Annotated in this window: 15 protein-coding genes; 5 read left to right on the top strand and 10 right to left on the bottom strand. The window is 70.7% G+C overall.

Translation table 11 applies throughout. The features are described from left to right. Positions 1-15 precede the first annotated feature (15 nt). From ACIBG8_RS35375 to ACIBG8_RS35355, 5 genes are read right to left on the bottom strand one after another with little or no spacing between them, the layout of a single operon-like run. On the bottom strand, positions 16-1521 hold the full coding sequence (locus ACIBG8_RS35375) for a glucoamylase family protein (RefSeq protein ID WP_397347454.1): 1506 nt from the start codon (positions 1519-1521) through the stop codon (positions 16-18). Positions 1522-1528: 7 nt separating this feature from the next. After that, entirely contained in the window at positions 1529-2350 is an 822-nt protein-coding gene (locus ACIBG8_RS35370; protein ID WP_397347453.1) for a carbohydrate ABC transporter permease, read from the bottom strand. Beyond that, a complete protein-coding gene (locus tag ACIBG8_RS35365; RefSeq protein ID WP_397347452.1) occupies positions 2347-3216 on the bottom strand; it encodes a carbohydrate ABC transporter permease in 870 nt (289 codons plus the stop codon). Before ACIBG8_RS35365 ends, ACIBG8_RS35370 begins: the two co-directional genes overlap by 4 nt. After that, positions 3213-4460 carry a sugar ABC transporter substrate-binding protein gene (locus ACIBG8_RS35360; RefSeq protein WP_397347451.1) on the bottom strand — a complete coding sequence of 416 codons (1248 nt, stop codon included), beginning with the start codon at positions 4458-4460 and terminating at the stop codon, positions 3213-3215. Before ACIBG8_RS35360 ends, ACIBG8_RS35365 begins: the two co-directional genes overlap by 4 nt. After that, on the bottom strand, positions 4457-5449 hold the full coding sequence (locus ACIBG8_RS35355) for a LacI family DNA-binding transcriptional regulator (protein WP_397347450.1): 993 nt from the start codon (positions 5447-5449) through the stop codon (positions 4457-4459). Before ACIBG8_RS35355 ends, ACIBG8_RS35360 begins: the two co-directional genes overlap by 4 nt. A 143-nt stretch (positions 5450-5592) precedes the next feature. Between ACIBG8_RS35355 and ACIBG8_RS35350 the strand changes: the two genes are divergently transcribed. Continuing rightward, a complete protein-coding gene (locus tag ACIBG8_RS35350; protein WP_397347449.1) occupies positions 5593-5997 on the top strand; it encodes a nitroreductase family deazaflavin-dependent oxidoreductase in 405 nt (134 codons plus the stop codon). Positions 5998-6379: 382 nt separating this feature from the next. Here ACIBG8_RS35350 and ACIBG8_RS35345 read toward each other — a convergent pair whose 3' ends face one another. Further along, positions 6380-6712, bottom strand: coding sequence for an STAS domain-containing protein (locus ACIBG8_RS35345; RefSeq protein ID WP_397347448.1), 333 nt, complete (start codon positions 6710-6712; stop codon positions 6380-6382). 98 nt (positions 6713-6810) lie between these two features. After that, positions 6811-8289, bottom strand: coding sequence for an Nramp family divalent metal transporter (locus ACIBG8_RS35340; RefSeq protein ID WP_397347447.1), 1479 nt, complete (start codon positions 8287-8289; stop codon positions 6811-6813). A gap of 107 nt (positions 8290-8396) precedes the next feature. Here ACIBG8_RS35340 and ACIBG8_RS35335 point away from each other — a divergent pair, with 107 nt between their 5' ends. Together ACIBG8_RS35335 and ACIBG8_RS35330 are read left to right on the top strand one after the other, a co-directional pair. Next, on the top strand, positions 8397-8765 hold the full coding sequence (locus ACIBG8_RS35335; protein ID WP_397347446.1) for a PH domain-containing protein: 369 nt from the start codon (positions 8397-8399) through the stop codon (positions 8763-8765). Then, a complete protein-coding gene (locus ACIBG8_RS35330; RefSeq protein ID WP_397347445.1) occupies positions 8762-9964 on the top strand; it encodes a hypothetical protein in 1203 nt (400 codons plus the stop codon). Before ACIBG8_RS35335 ends, ACIBG8_RS35330 begins: the two co-directional genes overlap by 4 nt. Before the next feature lie 28 nt (positions 9965-9992). Here the strand turns inward: ACIBG8_RS35330 and glgA are convergent, their stop codons facing one another. Further along, positions 9993-11162, bottom strand: coding sequence for a glycogen synthase (gene glgA / locus ACIBG8_RS35325; RefSeq protein WP_397347444.1), 1170 nt, complete (start codon positions 11160-11162; stop codon positions 9993-9995). 33 nt (positions 11163-11195) lie between these two features. Between glgA and ACIBG8_RS35320 the strand changes: the two genes are divergently transcribed. Beyond that, entirely contained in the window at positions 11196-12425 is a 1230-nt protein-coding gene (locus tag ACIBG8_RS35320; protein WP_397347442.1) for a hypothetical protein, read from the top strand. 29 nt (positions 12426-12454) lie between these two features. Then, on the top strand, positions 12455-13690 hold the full coding sequence (gene glgC, locus ACIBG8_RS35315) for a glucose-1-phosphate adenylyltransferase (protein WP_397347440.1): 1236 nt from the start codon (positions 12455-12457) through the stop codon (positions 13688-13690). Here the strand turns inward: glgC and ACIBG8_RS35310 are convergent. Both ACIBG8_RS35310 and ACIBG8_RS35305 read right to left on the bottom strand, forming a co-directional pair. Next, positions 13687-17121 (bottom strand): protein kinase, encoded by a 3435-nt coding sequence (locus tag ACIBG8_RS35310; protein WP_397347439.1) that lies wholly within the window; start codon positions 17119-17121, stop codon positions 13687-13689. The two genes, glgC and ACIBG8_RS35310, sit on opposite strands and share 4 nt — an antisense overlap. 27 nt (positions 17122-17148) lie before the next feature. Beyond that, positions 17149-17718 (bottom strand): TetR/AcrR family transcriptional regulator, encoded by a 570-nt coding sequence (locus tag ACIBG8_RS35305; protein ID WP_397347438.1) that lies wholly within the window; start codon positions 17716-17718, stop codon positions 17149-17151. Positions 17719-17733 lie beyond the last annotated feature (15 nt).

Genomic DNA, 17733 nt, shown 5'->3' with positions numbered 1-17733 from the left:
CAAAGGGTTCTCCCGTTAGTTGGTGGGCGCCGGGACGACGTCCCAGTCCTCGAGCTCCATCACCGGACGCAGCGCCGCCTCGACGTCGCGCCCGCCGAAGTAGCGGTGCATGTTGCCCGACGCGAGCACGTTGCCGAGCGCGGCCATGACCATGCCCTGGTCGAGCGCGAGGTAGTACTTGGACACGGCGCCCGACCGGACGGCGACGGAGTCGTAGAACCCGCCAGGACCGTAGGCGTCGAAGTTCTTGCGCAGCTTGGCCAGGTTGTCCATGGCTTCCTGGCGGGCGTACGGCAGGGCCAGGAACGAGGCGTGCGGCGTCACGACCCCGTCGCCGAAGGTCGTGGGCGCGGGCTGGGCAGGGCGGCAGCCCTCGTAACCCGGGTCGGTCTGGGTGCGCTCCTCGTCTGAGGTGTACCCCTCGGCCTGCAGCCCCAGCGGGTCGACGCCGTACTCGCGGTACCCGCCGCGCGGGTCGTTGGACGGCGAGAACCCCCAGTAGCCGTAACCGGCCTCACGCAGCCCGTGCTCGATCTGCGCCTTGACGAAGACCGGGTGGTTGCGCCCCCACGACCTGGGCGCCCACGACGACTCCGGCACGACCAGGTCCGCCATGAGCTCCTCGAACATCGAGCCGCCCCAGTTGGGCACGTACCGCGCGCCGCGGTAGCCGTACGTCCCCTCCCACACGTTGACCCCGAGGTACTGCTTCCACGACCCGACCGGCTTCTGGTCCTGCCACGCCCAGTCGCACCCGCTGTCGGGGAAGGTGCGGTAGGGGCCGAAGTAGTGCTCGCGCGGCAACTGCCCGAGCGCGATGCCCACGTAGGTGCCGATGCGCGTCTCGCCTGGCGCGCCGTAGTGGTGGCAGGTCGAGTAGACCTTGACCCCGGTGCCCGCGTAGTCGCTCTCCACCGAGCAGCCCTCGGGCTTCTCCGGCCAGAACCCGCCGCGCAGCAGCCCGGTCCCCGCGTCGGGGCGGGCCGCGGGGTCGTAATAGGACGAGAAGTTCATCGAGGTCAGCAGCTTGCGCGCCCGCGCCGCGTGCAGCGGCATGGCATTGCGCACCATCATCAGCGCGGTCGCCAGCCACCCGTTGTCCACACTGGAGGCGAAAAGCTGCACCTTGTCCCCGTTGTCCGGCCAGACGCGCACGAGCTGCAGCGTGGCCGGGTCGTACCAGTTGTAGAACTGGCCGGTCGGGGTGTTGCGCTCCATCCTCTCCAGCGCCTTGAGCACCTTGCCGACCCGCAGCGAGGCGTCGACCGGGTCGATGATGCCGAGGTCGCGGGCGGTGAGCGTGGACCAGATGTAGGTGGCCATGTTGGTGGGCGAGGTGACCTTGGCGCGGGTCTTGAGGTCGCCGGTGATCTTGTCGGACGGTACGCCGGTGGCGGGGTCGGCCATGGCGGCGAGCGACTTCCACGTGTCTCGTGCGTACTGATAAAGCGTGAAATTTCCGGAAGTAGCGGGTGCGGCGGTTAACGAGGTGGTGAGCAGGAGGGCGGAGAGAACGCGCATGGTGACCTCACTTGATTCCGGTGGTGGCGACGCCCTGGACGAAGAAGCGCTGCAGGAAGACGAAGAGGAACAGGATCGGCGCGATGACGACGACGGATCCGGCCACGAGCAGGTTGTAGTGGGTGCCTTCGTGCCCGTTGAGGATGTTGAGCGCCACGGGCAGCGTGTACATCTCCTCGCTCTGCGCGACCACGGCCGGCCACAGGAAGTTGTTCCACGACCCGAGGAAGGTGATCAGCCCGAGCGTGGCCAGCGGCGGCCCGCACAGCGGGAGGATGATGCGGAAGAAGATGCGGAACTCCCCCGCGCCGTCGACGCGCGCCGCGTGGATGAGCTCGTCGGGCAGGTCGGAGATGAACTGCCGCATCATGAACACGCCCAGCGGCGTGACCATGGTCGGCAGGATGATGCCGATGAACGTGTTGACCATGCCGAGCTTCGCGATGAGCACGAACTGCGGGATCATCAGCACGATGGCCGGGATGGCCATCTGGACCAGCACCAGCCCGAACACCAGGTCGCGCCCGCGGAAGGTCAGCTTGGCGAACGCGTAGCCGACCATCGAGCAGAACAGCAGGTTGGTGGCCACGAGCACGAGCGCCACGACCATGCTGTTGGCGAACGCGCCGCCGATGTTGACCCGGTCGAACAGCTCGGCGTAGTTGCCGAACGTGAACGTCTCCGGCCAGAACGTCGGCGGGTCGCGCCTGATCTCGCGCTCCGGCTTGAAGGAGCTGAGCGCCGTCCAGAGGAACGGCCCGAGGACGAGCAGCAGCCCGACGCTGAGGCCGAGATAGGTGATCCCCCGCTGCCTCCTGGTCCTGTTCACTTGTTCCTCCCGAGCCTGAGCTGGAGTACGGCCAGCGCCACGATGACGACGAACAGCACCGAGGAGGCGGCGCCCGCGTAGCCGTAGTTGCCGACGCCGAACTGCTTGAAGATCGCCAGCGACGCCGACAGCGTGGAGTTCAGCGGCCCGCCGCCGGTCATGATCAGCGGCTCCTCCATGAACTGCATGAACCCCACCGAGCTGTAGACGGTGCAGAACAGCAGCACGGGACGGAGCGAGGGCACGGTGATCGAGCGGAACTTCGCCCACCGCCCGGCGCCGTCCACGTCCCCCGCCTCGTACAGCTCGCGCGGGATGCTCTGCAGCGCGGCCAGCAGCACGACCATGTTGAAGCCGAAGCTCCGCCAGGCGGTCATCACGATGATGGACGGCAGCGCCGTGCTCTCGTCCTGCAGCCACGCGGGCCCGTCGATCCCGACCAGGCCGAGCAGCCAGTTGACCAGGCCCGCCTCGGGTTCGAGCAGGAACTTCCACGCCACGGCGATGCCGATGATGCTGGTGATGTTCGGCAGGTAGTAGCCGAGCCTGAAGAACGCGGCGGGCAGCCGCGCGATACCGGAGTTCAGCGCCACCGCGGCGGCCAGGCCGAGCCCGATGGTCAGCGGCAGGCAGGTGACCACGAAGATGGCCGTGTTGACCGCCGCCTTGCGCATCGCCTCGTCGTTGGCCAGCCGCAGGTAGTTCTCCACCCCCACCGGATCGACGCCGAGCGGGTCGGTGACGTCGGTGCTGCGCATGTCGGTGAAGCTCATCCCGATGCCGACCAGCAGCGGCCCCAGGTAGAACACCACGAACATGACGATGAAGGGGATGACGAAGATCCACCCGACGGCGGACCGCCTCACAACCCCGTGCCGATCGTGTCGGCCTGCGACTGGATCGCCTTGGCCGCCTCCTCGGGGGTGGACTTGCCGAGGGCGAGCTTCTCCAGCTCGGTCTCCAGGACCTTGGCGACCTGCTCCCACGTCGGGAACGGCGGCGGCGTCTTGGCGTCCTTGAGCTGCTCACCGAAGATCGCCAGCTGCTTGTCGGCGGTCAGCTCCGGCTCCTGCCAGGCGGTCTGTACGGCCGGCAGCGCCTTGACCGTCGTGTACCACTTGGCCTGGACCTTGGGGTCGCTCAGCCACTGCAGGAACTTCCACGCGGTGTCGCGGTTCTTGGTGCTCTTGAAGACGACCATGTCGGAGCCGCCGACGAAGCTGGTGCCCGCCTTGGGGCCCTTGGGGTAGAGCGCCAGGTCGAACTTGTCCTGGAAGCCCGCGCCGCCGTCGTTGTTGAGCACGCCGACCATCCACGGGCCGGAGACGAACCCGCCGACCTCGCCCTTGATGAAGTTCTGCGGGAAGCCGCCCTTGGGGGTGTCGTTGGGCGCCAGCTTCTGCTGGAACAGCGTCGCGTACTGCTTGAGCGCCGACACGGCCTCGGGGGTGTCGAAGGTGTACGTGTTGTCCTTGACGATCTCGCCGCCGGCCTGCCAGATCAGCGGCAGCAGCTCCTGCCAGGAGCCCTCGGTGTAGCCCTGGTTGAAGCCCTTCTTGGCGCCGCCCTTCTCCTTGAGCGCCTTGCTGAAGGAGATCATCTCCTCCCAGGTGGTCGGCGGCTTGACCCCCGCCTTCTCTGCCTGGTCCTTGCGGTAGTAGAGGACGCGCGTCTCGACGTACCACGGCACGCCGTACGCGGTGCCGTTCACGTCGACGGTCTGCCACGCGCCTGGAAAGAACGCGGACTTGTCGATCAGGTTGCCCGGGGTCGGCTCCAGCGCGCCGGTCTTGGACAGCTCGCCCGACCAGGTGGAGCCGATCATCGATACGTCGGGGGCGGCGTTGCCGGCGATGGCCGAGGTGATCTTGTCGTGCGCGACGTCCCAGCCCATCGGGGTGACGTTCACCTTGACGCCGGGGTTGGCCGCCTCGAAGTCCTTGGCGAACGCGCCGAGCGCCTTGCCCTCCTCGCCGATCGCCCAGACGGTGATCTGGCCCCCCGCCTTGTCGGTGGCGACGTCCTTGGCCTTCTCGGTGCCCGTGTCCGCGCTGCGCCCGCAGGCCGTCAGTAGGACGGCGAGGGCGAGCAGCCCTGCGGCTTTCTTCATGGGGATTCCTCCTGGGGGTGGTTACCGCAGCTCGATCTGATGACGAGCTCGGTGGCGAGGGTCAGGTGGGCCGGGGTGTCGCGGACCCCGGTGATCAGTTCGTCGAGCGCCCTGGCCGCGCGTTCGCCCAGCTCGCGCATGGGCTGGCGGATCGTGGTCAGTGCGGGGCGGGCGTGGCGGGCGGCCATGATGTCGTCCCAGCCGGTGACGGCCAGGTCGTCGGGTACGGCGAGGCCGAGCTCTTCAGCGGCGAGGATGGCGCCGAGCGCCACTTCGTCGTCGGAGCAGATGAGGGCTTGTGGCCTGTTGTCCGTACGCAGAAGGGTTCTGGCCGCCTCGTAACCGCTCTCAACGGTGTACTCGGCGGTCAGCACGGGCTCGATCGCGCTGCCGAGAACGGCGGATACGCCTTCCCAGCGTTGCGAGACGTCGTCGCCCTCGGCATAGGGTGCGCCGAGGAACGCGTAACGCGTGTACCCGTGCCCCTGAAGATGGGTGGCAAGCGTCCTTGCCGACTCGATGTTCTCGCTGCGCAGGGTGTCTGCGCCGTCGACCGGGTCGCGGGAGATGAACACCAGCGGCATGCCGATCAGCTCGCCGACGAGGTCGTCAGGCGCGGTGTCGCCGAAGATGACCAGGCCGTCGACCCGCCCGGCCAGCTCCTTGATCGCGTCGCGGACGCGGGAGCGGCCCTTGGTCGACAGGATGACGACGGATCGCCCCAGCTCGGCGGCGACCTCCTCGTAGCCGAGGAGGACCTCGGTGTAGTAGGGACCGGCGAGGTTGGGGAACACGATGCCGTTGGCCGCATGCCGCCCCTCGGCGAGGCTCACTCCCAGCCTGCTCGGGGTGAAGTTGAGCTCCTCCACCGCCTTGAGCACCTTCTCGCGCGTCTTGGACGCGACGGGGCCGGTGCCGCGCAGCGTCCTGGAGACGGTCGCGATCGACACGCCCGCCCGCTGGGCCACCTCGTAGATGGTCACATCCATCGTCTTCTCCTTCAGGGGTGTAAGCGCTTTCACAGTAGAGCGTGTAAGCGCTTACAGGAGTGCAGTGTGCCAGGCGGGTTAACGAGTCGTAAAGACCCCTTTGCGTGATGGTGCGATCACCGAATCGGGGGTAGACGGTTCGCATGTTGTATGGGAAAGAGCATGTTCTGCGGTATCAGGCGACGGACGGTGCGGAGGGGCACGAGTGGAATGGGACCACGGTCCTGCTGCTCACGACCACCGGGCGGACGTCGGGGCGGTCCTACACGACGCCGCTCATTTACCAGGAGGATGGGGGGTCGTACGTGGTGGTCGCCTCGAAGGGCGGGGACCCTGCCGACCCGGAGTGGTACAAGAACCTGCAGGCTTCTCCCGAGGTGGAGGTGCAGGTGAAGGGGGACCGGTTCAAGGCGGTGGCGCGTACGGCCACGGCGTCGGAGAAGGCGGCGTTGTGGCCGGTGATGACCAAGGCCTGGCCTAGTTACGACGACTATCAGACGAAGACGGACCGCGAGATCCCGGTCGTCATCCTCGACCCCATCCGCTGACCTCCCTCTTTGTGACCACCCCTCTCACACCGCCAGGACCGCTAGGGACCCACCGCCCGACGGTGGCTTGGGTCCTTTAGAGGCGCGGGGTACGCGAGTGCGCGGCGCCGGGTGCGGGGTGCGCGGCGCGGGGCGCGGCGCGGCGCGGCGGGGCGCGGCCTCGCCGATCGCAGGGGCGAGGGCTCGCGGCGCGGTGGCTCGCGGGCGGGCGGGCGGCGCGGGCGCGGGCGGGCGGCACGTGGGAGGGGCCGTGGGGTGGTCGAAGGCGCGAGGCGGGTTGTGGGGCCAGCAGGGGTCCGCAAGGGGTCCGTGGTCGCACGCGGGGAGGCCTGGGTCCGTGGTCTCCGAGGGTCCTCGGGTCGGGGGTGCGGCCCGAGGCCCCCTACTGGTCGTGGGGGTGGGATTCGAGGATGGGGAAGGTGCCGCTGAGTTCGGCCCACGCGAGGGTGCGCCGGAAACGCTCGTCCGGGGACAACAGCGCCAGCTCTCCCCCGCGCGACCGAGCCCGCTCCAACACGTCCACCAGCACCGCCAGCCCATTGCTGTCGATGAAGCGCAACTCGCTCACGTCCACCAGCACCCGCGAAGACCCCGCCTCCAGCGCGGACAGCAGGTGCCATCGGACCTCGCGCAGGTTGCCGATGTCGATCTCGCCGGACAGCGCGACCACGCAGTGCCCGTCCCCGGGGCGCAGCTTCACTCTGAGGGTCTCCACGGCGGTCACTCCCTTGGGCACACCCGTGGACAAGACACATCGAAGGTGACCAAGAGTATAGGTTCGGTTACTCCCGAGTGTCACCACCCAGTGCCCAACTAGAAGACCACCAGAGGGTCCCCCAGGAAGTCGGCGATGAAGTTGACGAAGAAGAACCCGAAGAACAGGAAGTTGAGCACCAGCACCACGTAGTGCCACACCCGCGGCCGAGCCGCCCGAGGCAGCCGGCTGTTGAGGTACATGAGCAGGAACGGGTAGATCAACGCCCCCAGGTTCGACATGTTCGCCGACCACTCCACCAGCCCCACCGGCAGCGACAGATGGATGACCACCGAGATGACCACCAGCAGCACCAGCATGAACGGGTAGTAGAACCGCCGGGGATCCCCCTCGACCAGCGCCCGCAGCCGGGGGCTCGTCGCGTGCGCCGCGTCCGTCGTCACCCTGACCATCGCCTCGAAGATGCCGAGCTGCGTGGAGAACAGGATCAGCACCCCGAGCACGAGCGCCAGGTAGAACATCCCCTGCCCGTAGTGGTCGCCGAGCGCGGCGGCCACGAAGGTCGGCACGCTGGCCCGCGTCGGCTTCTCCCCCGACAGCGTCACCGCCTGCGCCATGAGGATCGTCGGCAGCAACATCCCGAGCATGGCCCCGACGAAGAAGATCCCCCACATGTCGGTCAGCAGCAGCCGGTACCACCGCCGCCACAACGCGGTGTTGCGCGCGTCGTCGGGGAAGGTGACGCCGCTGGCCAGGATCTCCGTACGGCCACCACGCAGCCCGGAGATGAACCCGGCCCGGTAGCCCATGCCGTACCCCTTGTCGCGATAGTGACCCATCACGTACCAGTTGAGCCCGGACGCGAGCGCGGTGAACCCGGCCAGCGCGCCGAGCTGCGTCGCGGTGATGCCCTTGGGCGGCGCGGCGGGCGTGAAGAACCCGCTGATGCCCGCCCACCACTGCCCCCACGGCACCACGAACAGGTCGACGGCCAGCAGCCCGACGAGGATCGTCCCGACCATCACCCAGTTGGCCAGTTCGAGCGCCCTGCTGATCCGCCGGGCGGAGGCCGCGATGACGAACACGAGCACGAGCAGCCCGATCGCCCACAGCCGCGGCTCCTCGGCCCCGGTGGCGGGCGCGGCGCCGTGGACGAGCGCGTAGACGCCCTGGCCCGCCGAGGCGGCCCAGCCACCGGCTATGAAGGCAAAGATCACGATCAGGACGGAGAGCGGGATCCACAACCGCCACCCCGGCGGCACCCGCCCCCACCCGACGACCGGCGTCTCCCCGGTGGCCAGGACGTACCTGGAGCACTCGACGTTGTAGAAGGTCTGCAGCACCGCCGAGACGACGATCACCCACCCGACGCCGACGAAGCCGTACTGCCCGACGTTGAGCGGGCCGAGCAGCCATTCGCCGCTGCCGATGGAGATGCCGAGCGCGATGAGGCTCGGCCCGAGCGCGTACTTGACCAGTTCTTTGGCCCCGATCCTGGGGACCTTGAAGACCTCTTCAGGTGTGGGAAGGTCCACGACCTCGAGGTCCGGGCGGCTGACTCCGAGTGGGTACGGCATGCACGCCTCCAGCTGACTCTGCTGTCAGGGTGAGCCGAAACCCGATACCCGGCAAGACCCCTTTGCCTGTCCGGAAACTCCGCGTCCACGCCTTTCGTTGCACAGACATGGCTGACATCCCCTATGACAGGCGCGAGCAGCTCAAGCAGATCGAGAGCGGCCTCATGCGCGGCGAGCAGATCATCGCCGTCTACGACGCGATCGGCGCGGGCACCGGTTTCCTCGGCCTCACCGACCGGCGGGTGATCGTCCAGGACAAGTCGTTCGTCGGCAAGCGCGTGGCGATCACCAGCATCCCCTACAGCAAGGTCTCCGCGGTCAGCGTGGTGAGCAACAAGTCGATCGCGGGCAACTTCTTCTCCTCCGGCGCGATCGCCATCCACGTCGGCACCCATACCTATGAGGTCGAGTTCTGGGGAAGCGAGAAGGCGCACCACGTGCACGACGTGATCCTTCATTACACTACGGGGTCGTGAGGCGCCGTCCCCCGATCGCGTTCGCGCTTCTGCTGGCCGTCTGCGCGTGCGGCCCCGCCGCGGGTCACCGCGCCTCGGTGACCCCGGCGCCCGCCATCTCGCCCGAGCAGGTGGTGGGGCCGCCGCTCGACGGGCTGCCCGCCGTACCCGCTGTCTGCGAGCAGCCGGCGGCCAAGGCCGACGACTTTCGCGCCGCCGAGGTGCGCTCGCCGCTGCGGGTGGTGGCCAAGGACCGGGCGCTCGGGTCGTTCGACCGGCTGGCGGTCGGGGGCGACGGCGCGGTCTGGGCCACCTACACCGGCCAGGCGTGGAAGCAGGGGGCGCTGGAGTCGTCCGACGGCGGGGTGCGGCTGTGGGACGGCGCGAAGTGGCGCGCGTTCCCGGTTCCCGTGCTGCCCGGCCGGTCGTGGAGCCAGGTGACCGCGCTGGCGGCGGCCTCGGCCGACCGGGCGTGGGTGGTGGGCGTCTCGCACGGCGCGGGCACCGTGGGGTTCGTCGGCGCGTTCGAGGGCGGCGCCTGGCGCGTGCGCCCGCTGGAGGGCGCGGCGGGCCAGGTGATCGGCTGGGGCGGTACGGCTGCCGCCAGGACGGAGGCCGGGCTCTGGGCGGTCGGCGGCCGGGTCGCGCTGCTGTGGAACGGCTCCGCCTGGGAGTCCTACGCGCTGCCCGCCAAGGCCGGGGCGCTGAGCGGCGACTGGGCGGTGGGCGGCCCGCTGCCACCGGCCCCAGCGGTGATGCACTGGGAGGGGACGGGCTGGCAGGAGATCGGCGTCCCCGCGCTGACGCTGCCGCCGGGCGCAGAGGCGTCGCGCACGCACCTGGACGACGTGGCCGAGCTGGGGCCGTCCGACGTGTGGGCGGTGGGCGGGGTGTCGTGGATGGAGCCGGGCTCGTCGGAGCAGGAGAGGTACCGGCCGGTGGCGCTGCACTGGGACGGCGCGCGCTGGGACTGCTCGTGGGGCCCGCTGGGCGCGGCGACCTTCGCCCAGGTCGAGCCGGACGGCCGCGGCGGCGTGTGGGTGCTCGACTCGACCGGCTCCCGGCTGCTGCACCGCGCGTCCGGCCGGTGGACCTCCGCGAGGCTGAACGCCGCGGTCAGCGCGATCGCCGCGCGTCCTGACTCGGCCGAGGTCTACGCGGCGGGCTCGGTCGGGCCCGCACAGGGCGCGACCAGGGCCGTCCTGTGGCGGCTAGGTTAGAACAAGGCTGGGTTAGAACAAGGCAGGGTCAGAGCAGCGTCGCGTAGAGCTCCATCGTGCGTTCCGCGATGCGCTGCCAGGAGAAGTGCTCGACCGCGCGTTCCCTGCCCGCCTTGCCCATGGCGGCGGCGCGCGCGGCGTCGCCGAGCAGCTCGTTGACCCGCTCGGCCAGGTCGGCGGCGAAGCGGTCAGGGTCGTACGGCTCGCCGTCCGCGCCCTGGTCGATGGGCACGAGCAGCCCGGTCACGCCGTCGGCCACCACCTCGGGGATCCCGCCGGTGGCAGTGGCGACCACGGCGGTCTCGCACGCCATGGCCTCCAGGTTGACGATGCCCATCGGCTCGTAGACGGACGGGCAGACGAACACCCGCGCGTGCGTGAGCAGCTGGATGACCTCGGGCTTGGGCAGCATCTCGGAGATCCAGAACACGCCGTCCCTGTCGAGCCCCTCGACCAGCCCGCGCACCTCCGCGGCGATCTCGGGCGTGTCCGGCGCTCCCGCGCAGAGCACGACCTGCGCCTCCGGCGCGAAGGACCTGGCCGCGCGCAGCAGGTGCACGAGGCCCTTCTGCCTGGTGATCCGGCCCACGAAGACGACGTACGGCCTGGCCGGGTCGATACCGTGCTTGGCCAGCACGTCGAGCCCGGGGTCAGGGGCGTACTCGGCGGTGTCGATGCCGTTGTGGATCACCGACACCCGGTCCGGGGCGATCTCCGGGTAGGCGGCAAGGACGTCCCTGCGCATGCCGGCCGACACCGCGATGACCGCGTCGGCCGACGCCAGCGCGGTGCGCTCGGCCCAGGACGACAGCGTGTAGCCGCCGCCGAGCTGCTCGGCCTTCCAGGGGCGCAGCGGTTCGAGGCTGTGGGTGGTGACGACGTGCGGCGTGCCGTACAGGAGCTTGGCCAGGTGCCCGGCGAAGTTGGCGTACCAGGTGTGGCTGTGCACGAGGTCGGCGCCCTCGCAGGCGGCGGCCATCTCGAGGTCGACGCCGAGCACCTGCAGCGCCGGGTTGGCCGTCTCCAGCCCGCCGGGCACGCGGTAGGCGGCGACGCCGTCCTCCTCGCGCGGGGCGCCGAAGCAGCGCACCCGGACGTCGGCCAGGCGTCTGAGCTGCCCGGCCAGGTATTCCATGTGCACGCCGGCACCGCCGTACACCTCGGGGGGATATTCACGGCTCAGCAGATCTACGCGCACGCCGACGAGCCTAATACCCGACATAATGATCGTGTGACTCGCGCCCCCCGTGACGATCAACGTCTGAGCCCCGCGGCCATCGCCTCGGCAGCGTCCGACCTGGACCCCACGCTCGCCGTCCTGCTGTACACCTCCTGGTTCGCCCTTCCCGCCGCGGTCGTCGGCGGGCTGGCCACGGGGTCGCCCTCCTGGGCGCTGGCGATCGGGCTGGGCGCGGGCGTGCTGGTGGCCGTGCTCGTGGACGCGCAGGAGCTGCTGACGCTGCGCGCCGAGCGGGCGGGACACGCGGAGACGATCCCGGAGGCTGCCTTTCCCCGCGAAGGGGACGCGCACGACGAGATCAGGGCGGGCGAGTTGCGGCCGGGCGACTGGATCTGCCGGGTGTCCGAGCACGACAAGGTGGCGCGCCCGGTCAGGGAGCGCAACGCGAAACGGCAGCGCGACCACGAGCTGAGGATGCTCAGGGCCAAGGACGACGCCGCCCACCCGGAACAACCCGCGCTCGACGACGAGCCTGAGCCGCAGTTCCTGCCACTGGTCACCGCGGTCAGATCGGCGGACGGCAGGACGGTCACCTTCCACGTGGTGGGCCGCGACGAGCCGATCGAGCCGCATCTGGATGACTTCTTCTACCGCATCGCCCGCCGCCGGCCGCTCGCCGAGGGGGGTGGAGGCATCGCGGACCTGCTGAAGGCGCTGGACGAGGACTGGCGGCCCGAGGCCGACGTACCCGAGGCACAGGCGCAGGACGCCCTGCGCGCGTGCCTGATGACCAGGCTGGCCGAGCGCGAGGAGCGCGACCGGTCCTTCGAGGCGTGGACGCGGCTACGCAGGCTGCTCCGCGCGCCGGTCCCGCCGCCGAGGCGGATCAGGCTGACCACGCTCGGCGTCGCCTGGAGGAACGCCGACGAATCCCCGTGGCAAGGAGGCCCCGTGACGCAGATCAACATCAACAACTCCAGCATCAACCACTCGGTCATCGGCGGCACCGGCGACGCCGTGCACAACGAGATCCACCTGCGCCCCCTGCTCACCGAGGTGCTGGAGTACGTCGACGCGCACAGCGACCGGCTGGCGGACAGCGAGGACAGGAAGGCCGTCGAGAAGGCGCTCAAGGAGCTGCGCGAGCAGGCGTCGGCGGCGGAGCCCGAGCCCACGAAGGTGAAGAAGGCCCTCGGCGTGCTCACCAGGTTCGCCGGCGGCCTGTTCGTGGGCGTGGTGGGCAACGGGCTGTATGAGAGGATCGTGGCCCTGCTCGGCTGAATGTGCCGTTTCGGGGTAACGTCCTGGTCATGACGTCGCCCAGGGTCCTCGCAGTCGTACTCGCCGGTGGAGAGGGAAAGCGGCTGATGCCGCTCACGGCCGATCGGGCGAAGCCCGCCGTGCCGTTCGGCGGCATGTACCGGCTGATCGACTTCGTGCTGTCCAACCTGGCCAACGGGCACTACCTGAAGATCGTCGTCCTCACCCAGTACAAGAACCACAGCCTGGACCGCCACGTGTCGCGCACCTGGCGGCTGTCGGCGATGCTGGGCAACTACGTGACCCCGGTCCCCGCCCAGCAGCGCCTCGGGCCGCGCTGGTTCTCCGGCAGCGCCGACGCGCTGTTCCAGAACCTCAACCTGATCTACGACGAGATGCCCGAGCACGTGATCGTGTTCGGCGCCGACCACATCTACCGCATGGACCCGCGCCAGATGGTCGCCCAGCACGTCGAGTCCGGCGCGGACGTGACCGTGGCGGCGATCAGGCAGCCGCTGGCGCTGGCCGACCAGTTCGGCGTGATCGAGACCGACCCGGCCGGCCACCGGATCGTGGCGTTCCGCGAGAAGCCGAAGGACGCGGTCGGGCTGGCCGACTCGCCCGACGAGGTGTACGCCTCGATGGGCAACTACGTGTTCAAGACGCAGGCGATGATCGACGCGGTGCGCGAGGACGCGCTCGACCCGACGAGCAAGCACGACCTGGGCGGCAACATCATCCCGATGATGGTCAAGGCGGGCGGCGCCGAGGTGTACGACTTCGCCAACAACGTGGTGCCGGGGTCCAGCGAGCGCGACCGCGGCTACTGGCGCGACGTCGGAACGCTCGACGCCTACTACGAGGCGCACATGGACCTCATCTCGGCGCACCCGGTGTTCAACCTTTACAACGACCAGTGGCCGATCTACACCGGCCACGACCCGCTGCCCCCGGCCAAGTTCGTGCACAACGACGGCGACCGGGTGGGCCGGGCGATCGACTCGCTCGTCTCCCCCGGCGTGATCGTCTCCGGCGGCACGGCCCAGCGGTCCATCCTGTCGCCGAAGGTGGTGCTGCACTCGCACTCGCTGGTGGAGGACTCGGTGCTGATGGACAACGTGAAGGTGGGGCGGGGCGCGATCGTGCGCAAGGCCATCATCGACAAGAACGTGGTGATTCCGGACGGCGCCCGGATCGGGTTCGACCTCGACTACGACCGCACCCGCTTCGCCGTCACCCGCGGCGGCATCGTGGTGATCGGCAAGAACGAGATCGTGGACCGCTAGCAGACCTTCCGCTTCGGCACGTCGGGCAGGTGGGCCGCCCATTCCGCGTCCGTCAGCGTACGGCCCGCCCGCGCGCACACGGCGGCGGCCGCGCGGTCGCCGCCGACCGGGATCGTGGTCAGCGTGCCCTGCTGGTCCTGGGCGACCAGGCTCGACCCGTCGGCGGTGAAGGCGAGGCCGCCCTCGGGGAAGTCGCCGTGCAGCGGCACCGCGACCAGGCGGCGCTTGGTGGCGACGTCCCACACCTGCACGACCGTCTGCCCCGACTCCGACTCGGAGCTGTAGGTCGCGACCAGCGTGCCGTCCCCGCTGAAGGCGAGCTGGTCGGGCGACATCCTGGGCGCCCCGTGCAGCACCGGCGGCACCGGCGCCTGGCGGGACACGTCCCAGATGGCGACCGTGCCCTCGGTGCCGGTGACCGCCATCATCGGACCGACCGGGCTGGCGGCGACGAGGCCGCCCGCGGTGTTGAAGCCGGACCCCACCGGCTTGCCGGTGGTGACGTCGACGATGCGGCCGTCGGCCAGGATCAGCGACCTGCCGTCCGCGCCGAAGGCCAGCCCAGGCGGCGCGGACGTGGCGAGCTTCCTGATCTCCCTGCCGGTGCGGGCGTCGAGTTCGAGGAGGTGGTCGCGGGCCGGGTGGCCGTCGGGGTAGGGCTCCTGCAGCGCGACGACGAGCATCTTCCCGTCGGGGCTGAAGGTGAAGTCGTTGACCTGGATGCCCTCGGCGAGCTCGTGCTTCCAGAGCTGCCTGCGGCCGCCGGTGTCCCACGCGGCCAGCGTAGAGGTGCCGAGCGTGGTCACCATCGTGGTCGCCGCGCGGTCGAACACGACGCCCTTGCCGACCTCGACGCCGCCGGGCAGCTCGCCGGTGAAGCGGCGGGCGCGGACGTCCCACAGCCGCATCGGCTTGTCGCCCTCCGGCGCTGAGACGGCCCAGCGCCCGTCCTGGCTCAGCCCGAGCGCGGTCTCGCCCTTCGGCATCCGGGTCGAGGTGACCCGGGGGCGCAGGTCGAGCGTGACGACCGCGTCGTCCTGGAGGTAGCGGACGGCCTGGTCGGACGGGTCGAACCAGGCGTCCTCGATCGGCCCGTCGGCCGTGTGGGAGAAGCGCTCGTCGCCGGTCTCGACGTCCCAGACCCTGATGGTCTCGTCGGCGAAGCCGAGCAGCTCGGTGTCGCTCGCGTTGAGCCTGATCCCGCGGTGGGTGGCGTTGGCCGCCTCGCCGTCGCGCTGGCCCCACGGCCAGTACTCGGCGTCCTTCGGCTTGACCTCGCGGCCGGTGGCCACCTCGAACCGCCTGATCAGCTCGCCCGCGCAGAGGAAGTGGCGGCCGTCGTGGCTGTAGGTCATCATCGGCCCGCACCCCTTGGGGAGAGCGGCCGAGCCGACGCCCGCGTAGGTGCGGCCGTCCGGGGCGATGGCGATGGACTCCGTGCCGGTCAGCGGCGTGGGGACGACGTGGCCTGTGCGGTAGTCCCAGAGGAACTCCACGTCGCCCAGGCGGGCGACCGCCAGCGTCGTCGGGCTGAGCCCGAACGACGGGATCGCCAGACCGCTGCCGAGCGGGATCGGGTGGCTGCCGAGCTTCTTTCCCGTCGCGGTGTCCCAGACGGTGACCGCGCCCTGGGTGACGACGGCGAGCGCCTTGCCGCCCGCGTCGAGCGCGGCGCTCAGCGGGGTGACGCCCGACCAGCTCCACGAGCCCGTCTGGCGACCTGAGGCGACGTCGTAGAGGCGCACGCCCTCGGTCGCGGCGCTGGCCAGCAGCCGCCCGTCCTGGCTGACCGCGCGCACCGACGGGCCCTTGGCCGGGGGCTGCCTGAAGACGGCGCTCTCCGGCTGCACCAGCGACGCCATGAGGCTGGCGCGGGTGTCCGCGCCGGGCGCGAGCCGCCAGGCGGCCGTGCTGAGCAACATCGCCAGGACCGGGTCGGTGGTGCGCAGCCGGTCGGCCTCGGCGGCCGCCTGGCGGCCGCTGGCCACGTCGCGGCCAGCCGCGGCCACCTGGCCCTGCCGTACGGCGAAGGCCCCTGCCGCGACGGCCACCACGAGCAGGGCGGCCAGCGCGCCGATGGCCAGCCGCCTGCGCCGCGCGCGCCTGCGGGTGGCCTGGGTGGCGGCGTTGAGGAAGTCGCGTTCCTGCGGGGTCAGGGTGATGTGGCGGCGCCCGGCCACGGCCCAGCTCAGCGCGCTCTCCAGGCGGCTGCCCTGCAGCACGTCGCCGTCGCGCCGCCCGTGGTCGGCCCAGTGCCGCGCCGCGTTACTGATCTGCCCGAGTACGGCCAGGCCGTCGCGCTCGGCGTCGACCCACTGGCGCAGCCGCCGCCAGGCGCGCAGCAGCCCCGGCCTGGACAGCGCGACGAGCCCGTCCTCCTCGGTCAGCACGTAGGAGAACACCCGCAGGATGTGCTCGACCTCGTCGGCGGGCCGCCCTGCCATCAGCTCGTCGCGGTGCGCCGGCCGCGCCGCCTCCCAGCCGTCCTCGCCCACGGTGACCAGCCGCAGGAAGATCTCCGGCACCAGCTCCTGCTCGGCCTGCGGCAGCGCCGCGAAGGCCTGCTCGGCCAGCGCGCCCAGCTCGGGGTCGCCCGCCTCGCCGCGCACCCCGCTGGCGGTCCTGCTGCCCTCGGTGAGCAGGACGCGGAGGTCGGCGCTGTTGCCGCTGACCAGGGCGAGCAGCAGGTCGCGCGAGGAGGGCCGCCGCGCCGGGTCCTTGGCCAGGGCCGCGGCCACCAGCGGGCGCAGGTTCTGCGGGACGGCGCTCAGGTCTGGCTGCTCCGACAGCACCCGGTGCATCACGCTGCCCAGGTTGTCGGCCCTGAACGGGTCCTCGCCCGTGGCGGCGAACACCATGATCGCGCCCCAGGCGAACACGTCGGCCTTGGCTCCGGCGCGCTGGCCGGTGAACACCTCGGGCGCCATGTAGGTCGGCGTGCCTGACACGGCGCCGGTGGCGCTGAGGGACATGTCGTCGGTGCGGGCGATGCCGAAGTCGATCACCCGCGGGCCGTCGGGGCTGAGCAGCACGTTGTCCGGCTTGAGGTCGCGGTGCACGACCCCGGCCTCGTGGATGGCCGACAGCGCGGTGGCGATCGCGGTGCCGAGCCGGTAGAGGTCGTCGCCGGTGAAGATCCGCCGGGCGGTGCGCAGGCTGGGGCCCGGGACGTACTCGCTGACGATGTACGGCCTGCTGCCGTCCAGGTCGACGCCCAGGATGCGGGCGGTGCAGAACGAGGCGACCCGCTGGGCGGCCGTCGCCTCCCTGGTCAGCTGGTCGCGGTCGCCCTCGTGCAGCACCTTGAGCGCCACCCGGCGGCCCTCGCCGTCGTAGGCGTCGTAGACCACGCCCTGCCCGCCCGCGCCGAGCCGACCTGCCAGCCAGAAGTCCCCGATGCGCTGGGGGTCGCCTGCCGCCAACGGATTCATCTGCACGAGGGTACCCGGCGTGCCGGGTCAGATCTCCAGGGCGTCGAACGCGGCTGCCACCCTCGGCCCGAGCGCGGCGGGGTCGAACCCGGCGACGGCTCGCCCGGTGTTGTAACAGGCCAGCGCGACCAGCGGGGCGAGCGTCGCGGTCTCCTCCGACGCGCCTCCTTCGCGCAGGTGTCCTGCGAGCAGCTCGGCGAGGCGGCGCTGCTTGCGCGCCGCGCGGTCGCCCAGCTCGGGGTTGGCGGCGATGAGCCGTTCCCGCCTGGCGTAGTGGGCGGCGTCGGCGGTCGCCTGCGCGCAGAGAGCGAGGGTGAGCTCGCGCATGAGCGTCAGCGCCTGGCCCAGCGAGGGAGGTTCGTCGAACGCGAGACGTGCGCTGACGCCGTCCAGCCACTCCTGCTCGTTGGCGAAGACGACCTCCTGCTTGTCGCCGAAGTAGCGGAAGAACGTGGTGCGGCCCGCCTCGGCCCGCGCCGCGATGTCGGCGACCGTCACGTCGGCGTAGCCGCGCTCGTCGAACAGGTCGAAGGCGGCCTCGACGATCTCGTCGCGGGCGCGCCGCTGCTTCCTGGCGCGGAGGGTGGGCTCTTGCACGACTGCAGTCTAGCG

The organism is Nonomuraea sp. NPDC050556, assembly GCF_044457355.1.
Taxonomy (GTDB): domain Bacteria; phylum Actinomycetota; class Actinomycetes; order Streptosporangiales; family Streptosporangiaceae; genus Nonomuraea.
Note: the sequence above shows the minus strand (reverse complement) of the source record. Positions and strands in the feature narration are given on the sequence as shown.